The sequence below is a fragment of the Bacteroidales bacterium genome, assembly GCA_041671145.1.
Lineage (GTDB): Bacteria > Bacteroidota > Bacteroidia > Bacteroidales > JAHJDW01 > JAQUPB01.
This window is the reverse complement of the sequence record JBAZBZ010000008.1, coordinates 105,569-120,344: the sequence shown is the minus strand read 5'-3', so window position 1 is coordinate 120,344 and position 14,776 is coordinate 105,569. Positions and strand designations below refer to the sequence as shown.

Below are 14,776 nucleotides of genomic sequence, written 5' to 3'. Positions count from 1 at the left end.
CAACTTTTAAAAAACGCTCAAAGGTTTTTTAATAAGTTATCAATGTTTCGGAATTTAGTGCTAATTTTGTAAAATATATTTAACGAAAAATGGTCAACCTATTTCAGTATAAGACAAACTATAGAAGAAGCAATAGCTCTCTATGGTGCTCTTTCTATACAGGTTCAACAAGTAATAGAAGCATGGGATGCCGTAAATGTTCCATCATTAGGTTGTGCTGTAAAAATTAACGGTGCCACAGTGAGCCATATAATAAGATGTGAAGCTTCACCAAACGCAACTTTAACAGCTTCAGATGCCAATACTTATACATGGAGTACGGGTGAAACTACATCTGTTATTAGTGTTAGTCCGTCTGTAACAACAACATATACTGTAACCGGAACATCGCTTGCCGGAGCTACAAGTACAGCTATGGCTGTTGTGGAAATTGTTGCTGCTCCAACAGTTAATATAACTGTAGACCACCCAACAATTTGCTATGGAGATTGGTCATGGGCAACTTACACAGGGGACGGACAACTATCATATAGTGCAACCCCAGCACCTTCTGGTTTTTTTGATCTTGGCGATGGAATGCACGTTGGATGTGTACCACAAGTAACGACAACATGGACTGTTGTAGGAAAACTATCCGAAGGATGCTCTAATACTGCACAAGCTGTAGTACAAGTAGAAAATATTACAGTTAACAGTGTGGCTTTATGCAATGGTACATGTACTGATTTGACTGCAAGCGGTGGAACAAGTTATACATGGAGTACAGGCAGCACAAATAATCCTATTAGTGTTTGCCCAACAACTACAACATCTTATACAGTAACGGGAATAACACCCATAGGATGCACATTAACAGCAGTGGCAACAGTTTATACAGGTGTAAGCGTTGAGAATAGAACAATTTGCAGAGGTGGTGCTGCAACCCTAACTGCAAGCGGAGCAAATACATATACGTGGAGTACCGGAAGCACCAATAACCCTATTGTTGTTTATCCTACAATTACAACAACATACACGGTAACCGGAATTGGCGGAACAGGAACAGCCACTTGTATTAGCACGGCAACGGTTGTAGTTACCGTAAATCCATTACCAACAATAACTGTTAACAATCCTACAATATGCAAAGGGTGGTGTGTTGATTTAATATTAAGTGGCGGAACAACTTATGCTAATTCTTGTGGTTCGGGTTGTTGGACAGATATGTCAAGCAATACAATGAATGTGTGTCCAACAACAACAACAATATATAGTTTTTGGGGGCATGATATAAATGGATGTGCAAATATTGTTAATGCAACAGTAACAGTTAACGGGGTAATATCGGCAAATGATGCAACAATCTGTAATGGCGATTGTGCCACTTTAACAGCAAGCGGCGGAGCGAACTATACATGGAATACAGGTGCAACTACAACTGCTGTTAATGTTTGTCCGACAATATTTACAATATATACAGTAACAGGAGTTGATGGCGGATGTACAAGCCAAGCTAACGCAGCAGTTACTGTTGCCCCAAAACCGACAATAACTATTAATAATGCAGCAATATGCAATGGCAGCAATGCAACGCTGACGGCAAGCGGCGTAGGAGGATATACATGGAGTACGGGATATATTGGTAATCCATTAAATATAGCTCCTTCTTCAACAACAACATATTATGTAACCGGAACAAACGGAAACGGATGCTTTGTTACAGCAAGCGCAACAGTAACAGTAAATCCAAGTCCAACAATAACAGTAACCAATGCTTCTATTTGCAAAGGTCAATGTGCTTTTCTCACAGCGAACGGAGCAAACACATATACTTGGAGCAATGGATTAGGAACAGGTAACATTATAAATACTTGCCCTGTTATAACCACTACTTATTATGTAACGGGAACAAATTATATTGGTTGTACAGGCACAGCCAGCGGGGTTGTTACAGTAAGTCAAAAACCCCTAATAACCGGAGTAAACAACATTTGCGATACCAATATAATAACATACACGGTACCAAACCAAGCCGGTACAACTTATATGTGGGATGTTACCGGCTGGAACCAAAGCGGTGGCTATGTTCCTAATATTTATACCAGTATAAACTATAGTGCTAACAATTCCGTAGCAACAATAACATGGAACACAGCAAATTTAACTGACTGCAATTATGCACGAATTATTGTAACAACAGTTAATTCATGTTTCGACAAAGACACTCTTTATGTGTTTCCTTGTTGCACTAATGATATTTGTGGCGAGATTTTATATTTAAACAATACAAATGCATCGACTTACGGTAGCTCAACAATATCTGAAAGATGTATTATAATTAATGGAACATTTGATGTGAACACAACATTTACATTTGATAATTGTTTTATTACCATGGGGCCAAATGCAAAAATAGATATACCTGCAAACAATACGCTTACCGCTACTAATACAACCTTTTTTGCAAATTGCTGCTATATGTGGGATGGTATTTATGTTGGGACTAATGCTGTTTTTACTGGTAATTATTGTACTGTTACTGATGCTAAAAATGCAGTAGTATCGAACAACGGAGGTATTTATACAATAGCCAATACAACATTCAATAAAAATTACAAAAGCATTGTTGTAAACGCTTACGATGCCGGCTCAAACCTGAGCACCGTAAAAGCAAGCACATTCAGTTGTACGGCAAATTTAAAACCGATGCTGCCTCCTGTTGCCGGCGCAACGCATTCGCTGAGAGCAATAGAAGTAAACAATGTGAAATACCTGAAAATCGGTGACGAAACAAATGCAAGCTATCTTAACACATTTAACGGTAACGGCTACAATGGTATTGATGTAGGAATATATATAAAGTCATCGGGAGTTTATATTTACAACAATACATTTACAAACTTTAATTTACAAAGTTCTACTCCGGCAAATAAAGGTGTGGCAATATATTCAGTAAAAAACAACCCTGTTAATTTTATGACTATGTTAAAAGTAGGTGGTAAATCTGATGATTTGGCATTAAAAAACACTATTACAGGATGCAGAAGAGGAATACTTTCGTATGATAATACTGGTGTGCAAATAGACAATAATACTATTATCAATACCACAACAGCAAGCAGGGACTATGGAATTAAAGTATATCAAACCACAGCCGCTGCACCGGGTTATCAAAGTTACATAATCAACAACGAAATATATTACCTCAAAAACGGGGTTGAAATAAGTAATACAAAAGAATTTGTAGTTGACAGTAACACAATACGAGAATCTTACCAGACAACAAATACCGGAATAAATGCTTCCGCCTGCGAAAATATTGTAATAAGAGAAAACAAAATTATCGGCGATATTTTTAAATTTGCTAAAGGGGTAAACCTCAGCTTATGCTATGGTTCTGTAATAACATGCAACGACATAAGAAGTTTCAATCAGGGGGTTCAGTTTACCGGAACAACAGGTGCCGCAAGCCACCTCGAAATGAATACTATTCAAAACAATAACTATGGATTTTATTTGAATAATGGTATAGTTGGAGAGCAGGGTTTGTCCGGTGCACCTACTGATAATGTTTGGGGTGGAAATACTATTAATGATTTGTTTACGCTTAATTGTAATGGGTTCCTTTCATCTCCTTTTTGGTATAAAGGTACATTGCCTGTAAGTGGTGGTTTTTTACCAATTCAACCTTCCTTAACTTCAGGCGGTTCGAGATATTCATGCACTAATGGCGGTGGCGGACAAACTTTAGTAATGTCAAAGATACAAACCGCACCAACCGATGGCGATGTAATTTTAATGAACATAATAGCTGCTGACAGAATAAATTTTGCTGATTACGATGCCGAAAGCAAATGGCTTGCTAAAGAAGGAGTTTATAAATATATGGTAACAAATAAGGACTCGCTGAAAGATAAAGGGCTTAAAGAGCTTAAAGCAAAATGGGATAACGAAAACTTCGGCTTATTGCAACAGGTGGAAACAGCAATTGGAAACAATGACTTGGCAACAGCACAGAGCATTAACGCTGGTATAAAAGCAAGTGTAAAACCGGAAAAAGGGCTACAGGATTATTTTGCTATACTTATAAGTTGCAGACAGAACAACTGGACGCTGAATAAACAGGAATTAAATGATTTAACAGAGCTTGCCAAGCAATGTCCACTCGAGTATGGCAGTGCAGTGTATAAAGCAAGAGTGCTGCTAAGCTTGTTCGATGACAATGAATATACAAATAAATGCGAGGCAACAGCAAGCAAAAGCAGAGGAGCAGATAATAACGATAGCGATAATAATAAAGAAGAAAGCACCAAAATTTACTCAACAGATAATAATGGTGAAATAAAAGTTTATCCTAACCCTGCAAAAAGCGAGATGTTTATTGAATATAAACTTAATGAAGGACAAAAAGCAAGCATGGAATTTTTTGATATAATGGGAAATAAAGTTCTTCAACAAAGTTTAGCAAGCAATAGCAACATAGCGAAAGTAAAATTAGACAAACTAAGCACAGGGCTTTATTTCTATAAAATAATAATTGATAATAACATTGTAAGTACCGACAAATTATCAATTATAAAATAAAAAGGGATAATCTGTAATAATAAAAAACGACAAGAGTTATTGATTATTCTTGTCGTTTTTTTTACCTTTGTAAAATCCTCCCTTCAGGGAGGTTTGGAGGGCAAATGAAAAATTACTTTCTTTCAGCAATATTCTTTCTTTCTTCTTTTATTGCTATTGCTCAAACTAATTTAGTTATTAATTATAGTTTCGAAGTAAGCGATGCGTTTTGTAATACTGGAATATTTCTAAGTTATTCAAGTTCTCCCCCATGGAGAGCACCTACTTTGGGTTCACCTGATTTATTTAAAAATTGTGCTCCTAATCCTTATTATAAATCCCCAAAAAATTGGGTTGGATATCAAAAACCAAGAACAGATAGCTCTTATGCAGGAATATGTTTGTATTGGCCCCCCCCACAATCACAAAATCCATGTATTACTCCTAACTACGCAAGAGAATATTTGCAAGGGAAATTACAAAGTAAGTTAGAAGCAAATAAAAAATATTGTGTGAGTTTTTATGTGAGTTTATCAGATAGCTCAGCGTGGGCATCTGATGATATAGGAATATATTTATCAAGCACAAAAGTATCGGATACAACAATTACAAGCAATTCGGCTTGTAAAAACTTTCCTTATATTCCACAGATTGTAAACCCTAAAGCAAATATAATAACAGATACGGTAAACTGGGTGCTCATAAAAGGGATTTATACCGCACAGGGTGGAGAGGAATATTTAACAATAGGTAATTTTGCAGGTGATACAATAGATATCTTACAGGTAAATTGGGAAACACAAACATACAAATACTCATATTACTACATAGATGATGTATCAGTAATAGAGATAGCCGAAGCAGAGGCAGGGCAAAACAAAACAATATGCAGAGGGGAGAGCGCGGTGCTTACAGCAAGCGGAGGAGGTTTATATGCGTGGAGCGGAGGGCAGAGTGCAGGGAGTATAACAGTGTCGCCAACAGCAAATACAACTTATTTTGTAACTGCAACGGATACAATTTGCGGGTGTACAAGCAGGGATAGTGTTGTGATTTCAGTTGTTGGTTGGCAGTTGGCAGTTGGCAGTAGTAAAAGTGCTATTTGCAATGGTGAGAGTGTAACATTAACAGCAAACGGAGGGGTGAGTTATACGTGGAGCGGAGGGCTTGGAGCAGGGAGTACGGTAGTTGTGAGTCCGAATGTTAATACAACTTATACTGTTACGGGAACGGATTCGGCTGGGTGCAGCGGAACGGCGAGTGCAAGTGTGGCAGTTTTCAGTTCTCAGTTTTCAGTTTTCAGTTTTAAAAGCAATTTATGTAATGGGGAAAGTGCGGTACTTACTGCAAGTGGCGGGGTAAACTATGCTTGGAGCGGAGGGCAGAGCGCAGAGAGTATAACAGTAAGCCCTGTTGCAAATACTGTTTACAGGGTTACTGTAACGGATAGTTGCAGTTATTCGCAAACACTGCAAACAGAAATAAAAGTAAAAGAATGTAAAACAAACCTCGAAGTCCCCAACGTAGTAACCCCAAATGAAGATAATATAAATGATGTTTTCAGAGTAAATTACACAGGAGAGTTTGAGAGTTTCAGCGTAAAAATATTTAACCGCTGGGGAGTAAAAATGTTCGAATCTAAGAATATAAATTTTACATGGGATGCAAGAACAAATTCGGGATATGTTATTCTTGATGGAACATACTACTACATTATTTCAGCAACGGGAAAAGATGGGAAGGAGTGGGAGATGCACGGGGCGGTAACTATTATTAGGTAAAATTATAAAAAAATCAATTTGCCCCAAATCCTGAAAAGCACATTGACTGAAAATTCGCTTTACCCCTGACCCTAAAGGGAGGCGAATTTTCAGAGGTCTTCTGAATAGTGTTGATTTTTTTATAATTTTAAAAAGTAGCAGAAAATTAATTTTCTTCGCATCCGGTCAGCCTACGGATTAGGGGTAAACGAAGAAAATCAATTTGTGCGTTGGGATTATTTTGCTATACTTATAAGCTGCAGACAGAACAACTGGACGCTGAATAAACAGGAATTAAATGATTTAACAGAGCTTGCCAAGCAATGCCCGCTCGAATATGGCAATGCAGTGTATAAAGCAAGAGTGCTGCTAAGCTTGTTTGATAGTAATGAATACACAAACAAATGCGAAGCAACAGCAAGTGGACAAACTCTAATTAAACAACCTCGGTGTTTTGTAGTAAATTGATTTTTCAGATTTTTCGGGCGAATAGTTTAAAAATATTTCGTGTGAGCCGTAGCTGTAAGGTTTTACATCACCTATATTAAAATCATAAGAATAACCTACTTTAAATGATTTTATGATTTTTATTCCGAATAAACCCACTATAGATTCTTTCCAGCGATACGATAAGCCCGTCCACAATTTATCGCCGAACATAAGATTTGCATTTGCCTCGAACTGTGAAATAAATTTACTGTTTTTAAAATAAACCGAAGGAACAAGAATCATAGTTTCATTAAAAGGAATTTTATAACTTCCGAAAATATAATAATGCCGCGAAGCATCGTAGAACGTAGCTTTTGGAGCCGACTTCGTTAAATGTGTGGAGGAAGCACCCAGAGTTAATTTCTTGTCATAATATAAAATACCCATATCAATTGTAGGAAGAAATTCGCTGGTATTGTTGTATATTCCTGACGGGTCGAAAGTGTTTTTATCTTCGTAATGAAGTGATGTTCCTTCGATAGAACGATTTATGAATCCCGCACATACTCCGGCAGAAATGTAAGAATTTTCAGATAAGCTGAACGGATATGCATAAGCAACTCTCATGCTTATTGATTTTTCGAAGCCGAGCTTATCATTAATTACCGACAATCCGAAATTTCCGATATTATTTGTCGGAAGTGCAAAATTTAATAATTGCGTGGAAGGTGCTTGTTTGAACCCTGTCCACTGCTGACGGGCTAATATTGTTGCATTAATATTTTTTGTATAACCTGCAAATGCAGGATTATAGGTTTGTCCGCAAAACATAAAATTGCTGATTTGAACATCGTTTTGCGCGAAAACACCCAATTGCAGAAGTGTTCCCAAAATTATTAATGCAAATATTTTTTTTGTTTTCATTTATGTGAATTTAGTTGTCGGCTGTTAGTTGTTTGACTTAATGCTTTATTGTTTAATTGCTAAATTATTAAAAAAATAAGAAATATTTTTTTTGTTTTTATTTTCTGCTTTTTGTTTTTTTCTTACTACTTACGACTAAATTCTTACGACTTTTTTTATTCATAGCTTTTTATTATTTTACTTTTAATAACTGCTTTGCTTCATTCACACTTATTTTATCGTTTCCTTTATAGGCAGTAATAAATGCCTTATCATAACCTATTTTCTTAACTATTTTGAGTAATTGTTTTGCTTCGCTAAGGTCGGTAAATGAGCCAACAGTATATCTGTAATAACCATCGCTTTGATGTGTATACTCAATTTTGTAGTCGGTAATTTCAGCTTCGATTTGTTTATAACCGCTTTTATCAAGGGGAACGTTGAATGATGCAGCAAACTGAACCCGGAATTCAATCTGGTCGCTTCTTCTTTCGCTTAAAATATGAGTTTCAGTTATGTTTATTTTACTGTAATTATTGCTCACTTTATTTTCGTTTGATGAAGCAATTTCCTGCTTTACTCTTATTCTGTCTTCTATTTTCTGTAACTGAACCTGATGATATACTGAACTTACTTCAGAAGCATTTATAATGTTAAAGGTAGTTCTTCTGTTCAGCTGATGTTCTTCTTCTGTTTTAGCATTTTGTATCAAAAGCTTTGATTTTCCCCAGCCCTTTGAAGTGAGACGTACAGGATTGATTCCCTTTTCAATTAAATAATTCACCACAGATTGAGCTCTGTTATCTGATAATACATAATTATATTCTTCCGAACCGCGGTCATCTGTGTGCGAATTTATTCTGATATTTATTTTCGGATTTTCATTTAGCATTTTAACAATTTTGTTAAGCGACTTTTTTGAAGTGTCTCTTAAATCCCATTTATCAAAATCGTAATAAATTTCGGGAATGGTGATTTCCTTTTCTTCAACAATTTTTGTTAATTCAAAATCCAAATCACAACCTATTGCTTTGCAAAAATTCTTGCTGTTTTTTTCTTTAGGAATGGCAACTGTTTTAGTTTCGGAAAGGTAGCCGAATTTTTTTGCTGTAACATCAATTGAATAACTTACGTTTGGAGTCAGATTTAAAAATTTATAATGCCCTGTTGAATCGCTTAATGTTGAATCCACAATACCATTAGTTCCTTTCAAAATTATAATTGCATTAGGTATTATTTGTTTTGTTTCTTTATCGGTAATCAAACCGGAAGCAGTAATATTAACAGGAAGTAATTTAAAAGAATAAATATCATCGTCGCCGATGCCGCCTGTTCTGTTTGAACAAAACAAGCCGGAATCATTTCCAAGAAAAACAATCCCGAAATCATCAGAACACGAATTGAAGGGAGCACCTATATTAACAGGTTTTGAAAAATTATTATTCTTAATCTTTGAATAATAAATATCAAGTCCGCCATAACCAATATTTCCATCGGAAGCAAAATACAACAATGAATCGCCGAGAATATAAGGAAACATTTCATTTGCTTCGGTATTTATTTCTTTTCCCAAATTAACAGGTTCGCTGCTCCATTTGCCGTCATCATTTTTCATCAGCATCCATATATCTTTATTGCCAATGCTTCCGGGCATATCGGAAACAAAAAACATTTTTTTCATGTCCGATGTAAAAGCAGGATGACCTATGCTGTATTGCTTATTGTTATATTCAAGAATTTTTGGCTCAGACCAAGTATTATTTTTTTCATCAACCGAAGAACAAAAAATATTACAGTTTATTTCTTTTCCATTATAACCGTTGCACTGCATAAAATAAGCAACATTATTTTTTTCATCATAAAACATCGTGCCGTCATTGTATTTCGAATTTATACCACCCTTTAGTTTCACGGGTTTCTGCCATGTTGATGTATTCGCATCATACTTTGATTCATAAAAATCAGAAAAACCCTGACCTGTATATGAATAATAATATTTTTGACTGCTGTCGCCACCTTCAAATCGGGAAGATGCAAAAATAATTTTATCTTTAAAAACAGTAGGACTGTATTCGCTGAATTTTGAATTCAATTCCTGTTCATTTTTAATTTCATATATCGGTGTTTCTTCTTTATTACCTTTGACAAAATCAACGGATTTCAGCTTTAATAGTGCTTTTTCGTCATTCGGTTGAGATTCAAGATATTTGTCGAAATATATTTTTGCTTCATCATAGTTGCAATTGATTAAAAGCATATCGGCATAATTATAATAAGCTGCCGGATTGGAATATCCGCTTTTAATTGCTTTTGAATACCAGTTCTGAGCTTCAGAGAAATGATTGCCAAATCTGTAACTTTCGGCAATTTTAAAATATATAAGCCCTATAACAGAACTGTCTTTTTGTTTTTTTAAAGCCAGCTTGTATATTGGAATGCAAGTAAAATAATTTTTTTTCTGAAATTCAATATCTGCTTTTTTAAGCTGTTTTTGGGCAAACAATACAGGTAAGTCCAGATAAAAAACCACTAAAGCGAATAATAAAATTAATTTTGTTTTTCTCATAATTTATTTTTTTCTGATTAATGTAACCGAACCATAAACTTTTCTTGAATTATTTTCAGCATCTTTTAAAGTTAAAATGTAAAAATATGTTCCCGGTAAAACTTCTTTTCCGTTATAAGTTCCGTCCCACCCATCAACTCCTTCGTACAATGTTTGTCCCCAGCGATTGACTATAATCAGCGGCTGGTATTTCAGGAAAACATCATTAATTCCATCACCATCGGGAGTGAAAGCATTGGGAATTTCAAGGTCAACAATAACATCTTTTGAATATGTATCGAAGCAACCATCGTTAGTAGAAACAGTGAGTTTTACTTTATACGTTCCCGATGTTTGAAATGCATGAAAAGGGTTTTGCAGACTTGATGTTGTTCCATCGCCGAAATCCCAATTCCAGATATTAACTATACCCAAAGTCGAGTCAATAAATGCAATATTATCATTTACTATAACATAATTAGGGTTTAAATAAAATTTAGCATCAGGAGTACTTGAAATGACTATATAACTTGGCTTTGTGGAAGTATATAAACAGCCATTTACATTAACCGTTAAAGTTACCGTATAAGTTCCAATTGTACCATAATAATGCGATGGATGCTGAAAGTGACTTGAATCACCATCGCCAAAATACCATTGCCACGAAGTAACGCCGGGAAATGCAGTAGTCAAATCGGCAAACTGTATTGTTGTATCATGACATGAAAAAACTTTATCTGCAGAAAAATCAACATTGGCATTTTTAACTAATAACGTTTGTGGTGAAACAACATTTAATATGCAGGTATCACCCGAAATAGTTGTGTAATCATAAAGAACCAGAACAGGAGTATAAGTGTTTCCTATTGTGTAGTCATGTGTAACAACATTGCCAGGACCTACGGAAGTGTTCCCATCTCCAAAAACCCATTCATACATATCGGTATTTGAAGCAGTTGCTGTAAATGTTACAGTAAAAGGAGCGCAACCGCTTGTAGGAGTAAAGGTGAATGTACCGGTCGGACCGTCAACAAATACGTAATTTGGTCTTGTGAGTGTATCTTTACATCCATCGGCATTGGTAACAATCAATCTGACGGTATATGAACCGGAATTTACAAATGTATGCAGTGGATTTTTTATTGTAGTAGCAGGACTGCCATCACCAAAGTTCCACGACCATGAAGTTACATCGGCTGATGATGAATCTAAAAAATTAACCTGAAATGGTGGACATCCGGCAATTAAGCTGTCGGCTCCAAAATTCGCAACAGGTTTTGAAATGGTAATTGTATCCACAAATAAACTGTCACATCCATTTATATCAACAGCCGTAAGTGAAACACTATATGTTGTTGTAATAGTTGGCGAATAAACATGTGTAATAGGCGATACCGTTGTGGAAGATGATATTCCATCACCAAAATTCCATGTATAATTAAGACCAGTACCGGTTGATGTGTTTGTGAAACTTACTGCGCTTCCACTGCATGTTGTTGGATTAACAGTAAATCCGGTATAAGGATGAGTTGGGATAATATAGTTTGGTATAGTCACTGTGCTGTCGCATCCGAACGAATCAATAATTTTCAAAGATACCGTATATGTTCCTCTCGTGTAATAAACATGCGTAGTAAGTCCACCAACATTATTTGTATCTATTGTACCATCGCCAAAATTCCATATCCACAATGAATCGGTTGCAGGAGGTACTGCCGTTGATGCATCCGTAAATTTCACAGTAAAAGGAGTACATCCTGTTAATGTATCAGCAGTAAACATAGGAGTAGGCAAATCGCGAATAATAATAGGTATTGATTTTATAAGAGTATCTCTACAACCAGCATTTATTGCAACATAGGTAACAGTATATGTACCTGATGAAGCATAAGGATGAGCAACAATAGCGTTAATAGTATCATTATCTCTTGGAGAGCCGTCGCCCCAATACCAATATCTTTTTGTTATAGGAAAAGCCACGGGAGTAGTTGAATTGTCCGTAAAAGTTATACTATCATATTGACAACTTGATGGCGTAGTAACTAAAAAATTCGCAGATATTGTGGCAACCTGAACTGTTTGTGTGGTGGAATCAATACAACCCGTTGTATTATTTTTTACATAAAGCCGGACTATATAACTTCCGGTACCGGCAAATTTATGTTTTATAGTATCGTAAGGAAAGGCATTTCCTGGGGTAATAGAATCGGGAGTTGCATCACCGAATTTCCAAGTGCAAGTATCAGCGCCATCTGAGATGTTGATGAATTTTGCAACATAAGGTGAATCGCATACGTTGACAACAACGAACTCAGCTTTAGGTACCAATATGTGAATATAATTTATTTTACTTGTAGTATCAGAACATCCGTTGAAGCTAACAGTTAGGCGAACAGTGAATGTACCTGTATCACCATAAACATATCTGGGATTTGTATCATTAGAAATTCCGCCATCACCGAAACTCCAATTCCAACTGTTTATATTGCCTGCAGGAGTTGATAAATCAGTAAATCTAACTGTGTCGGGACGGCAATTTGTTAAAGGTGATGCAATAAAATCAGCAACCGGAAGCGTTCCTGTTCTGATATATGCCGTTTTTGTTAAGGAAGAAGTGCATCCTCTGCTGTCGGTTACTGTGAGCGTAACGTTAAATGTTCCGGTAACAGTATAAGTAGTAGTTATCGGGTTGGTTGTTCCAATTGGCGAACTATCACCAAAATCCCACTGCCAGCTCGTTATTAAGCTAATGGATTTACTTGAATCTACAAAATTAATAGGTAATGGAATACAACCACTAATTGTATCGGACATAAAATCAACTATTGGAGAGGAAATTTTAATATAGTTGTTTTTTGTTAAAGTTGCTGAACATCCGTTTACATCAGTTACTGTAAGTGAAACGTTAAAACTACCGGTTGTTAAATAAGTATGGGAAGGATTAACTGTATTGGCAGAACCACCATCACCAAAGTTCCACACCCAATTAGTTGCACCCGGAGTATTGTCGGTAAAATTAACAACAAACGGAGCATTGCAAGCTGTCGTGTCATTTGTTGAAAAATCTACAACAGGTCCGTTATTTACAACAATATAATTTATTTTTATCATAGTATCTCTGCACCCGACAGAGTTTATAGCAATGAAAGTAACCGTATAAGAGCCGGTAGGAGTATATTGGTGAGTTGGATTATGTATGGTGGAACTATTGCCATCACCAAAATTCCACGTCCATGAAGTTGCACCTGTTGAAATATCGGAAAACCCAACTGTTAATGGGCTGCATCCTATTAATTTATTAGCAGAAAAATCGGCAGTAAATGTATTTATCTTTATTAAATCTACTTTGGTTATTGTATCAAAGCATCCGTTTGCAGGACTTACTATTAAGCGTACAGTGAAATTGCCTGAAGTTGTATAATTGTGTATAGGATTGATAGCATTTGAAGTTGTTCCATCACCAAAATCCCAAAAATATGTATAAGGAGGAACTCCCCCTGATGAAGTATTTGTAAAAGTAACCGACAAAGGAGCAGTGCATGATAACGGCTGTGAATTTGTAAAAGAAGCAGTTGGTCTGACACTTGCTGTTATGTAATTCGATTTCACCAAAGTTTTAACACAACCATTTGCATCAATAACAGTTAACGTAACATTAAATGTACCGGCGTTACTATAAATATGAGTAGGATTTTGTTGATTTGAACTATTGCCATCGCCAAAATCCCATTGCACAGTTGTTATCGTTGTATCGCCTTGTATGGATAAATTTGTAAAATTCACAGTTAACGGAGAACAGCCCGAAAAAATATTTGCCGAAAAGTCCACTGTTGGCGGTTTGTGTACGATAATATAATTTGTTTTTGTTTTTGTATTACTTCCCGAAACATTAGTAGCAATCAATCTTACAGTATATATTCCCGAACTGAAATAAGCGTGCGTAGGATTTTTAATAAACGCATGAGCCGTGCCATCACCAAAATCCCAGTCCCATGAAGTAGGTACATTTGTTGACAAATCGGTAAAATGTACAACCAGCAAACCGCAACCATCGGTGTCGTTCGCAGTAAAATTAGCCACTGGTGCTTGTGCCGACGAATATTTAATAACAGAAAAAGCAATTATTAAAAGCGATATGATTTTTAGTTTCATTGTTTATAATTTTACGTTTGTTATAAAATTTTTATTATTGATTAGTTGAAAACACACAAATATACTAAAAAAACACAAATTTTAACTTTTCAACTTTATTCATATATTTATCAAAATACTTTTTTTATTTGTTTTTAAAATCAATTATTTATTAAAAAAAAATCAATTATTATTTTTCTCTTTATCAGCAATGATTTTCCCATTTTTAAAAAATTACGTTTTATTTATTGAAGGAAAATTATTTTAAAAAACTTATCCTAAGTGTTTAAAAGTTGTTAAAAAGTTTTATTATTTCTTGCTTAGCTGAAAAATGAAAAAATAATTATTCATAGTAAAAATAATTGTTATTTTTAATACAATGTAATTATACTATCAATAATATCGAGGGTTAATTACAATTCCCGAAACTTTAAATTTTAAACCTTAAACTTTAAACTTTTTTTTC

The 14,776-nt window shown here is 35.4% G+C and carries 6 protein-coding genes; 3 read left to right on the top strand and 3 right to left on the bottom strand.

Annotation, left to right across the window (positions count from 1 at the left end):
- Positions 1–240 precede the first annotated feature (240 nt).
- From WC223_04925 to WC223_04915, 3 genes are all read left to right on the top strand, one after another.
- Entirely contained in the window at positions 241–4,563 is a 4,323-nt protein-coding gene (locus tag WC223_04925) for a T9SS type A sorting domain-containing protein (protein ID MFA6923580.1), read from the top strand.
- Between the two features lie 104 nt (positions 4,564–4,667).
- Complete coding sequence (locus WC223_04920) at positions 4,668–6,323, top strand: gliding motility-associated C-terminal domain-containing protein (GenBank protein ID MFA6923579.1); 1,656 nt, start codon at positions 4,668–4,670, stop codon at positions 6,321–6,323.
- 204 nt (positions 6,324–6,527) lie between these two features.
- A complete protein-coding gene (locus tag WC223_04915) occupies positions 6,528–6,770 on the top strand; it encodes a hypothetical protein (protein MFA6923578.1) in 243 nt (80 codons plus the stop codon).
- On the opposite strand, the gene WC223_04910 is transcribed toward WC223_04915, so the two are convergent.
- From WC223_04910 to WC223_04900, 3 genes are all read right to left on the bottom strand, one after another.
- Positions 6,735–7,655 carry a type IX secretion system membrane protein PorP/SprF gene (locus tag WC223_04910; GenBank protein MFA6923577.1) on the bottom strand — a complete coding sequence of 307 codons (921 nt, stop codon included), beginning with the start codon at positions 7,653–7,655 and terminating at the stop codon, positions 6,735–6,737. The two genes, WC223_04915 and WC223_04910, sit on opposite strands and share 36 nt — an antisense overlap.
- A 172-nt stretch (positions 7,656–7,827) precedes the next feature.
- Positions 7,828–10,200 carry an OmpA family protein gene (locus tag WC223_04905; protein ID MFA6923576.1) on the bottom strand — a complete coding sequence of 791 codons (2,373 nt, stop codon included), beginning with the start codon at positions 10,198–10,200 and terminating at the stop codon, positions 7,828–7,830.
- Positions 10,201–10,203: 3 nt separating this feature from the next.
- Positions 10,204–14,331, bottom strand: coding sequence for a PKD domain-containing protein (locus WC223_04900; GenBank protein ID MFA6923575.1), 4,128 nt, complete (start codon positions 14,329–14,331; stop codon positions 10,204–10,206).
- Positions 14,332–14,776: the final 445 nt, after the last annotated feature.

Bases quoted from the DNA above. Each gene is read 5' to 3' on its own strand.
- WC223_04905 (MFA6923576.1), bottom strand. From the start codon at position 10,200: ATGAGAAAAACAAAATTAATTTTATTATTCGCTTTAGTGGTTTTTTAT.
- WC223_04920 (MFA6923579.1), top strand. From the start codon at position 4,668: ATGAAAAATTACTTTCTTTCAGCAATATTCTTTCTTTCTTCTTTTATT.
- WC223_04900 (MFA6923575.1), bottom strand. From the start codon at position 14,331: ATGAAACTAAAAATCATATCGCTTTTAATAATTGCTTTTTCTGTTATT.
- WC223_04910 (MFA6923577.1), bottom strand. From the start codon at position 7,655: ATGAAAACAAAAAAAATATTTGCATTAATAATTTTGGGAACACTTCTG.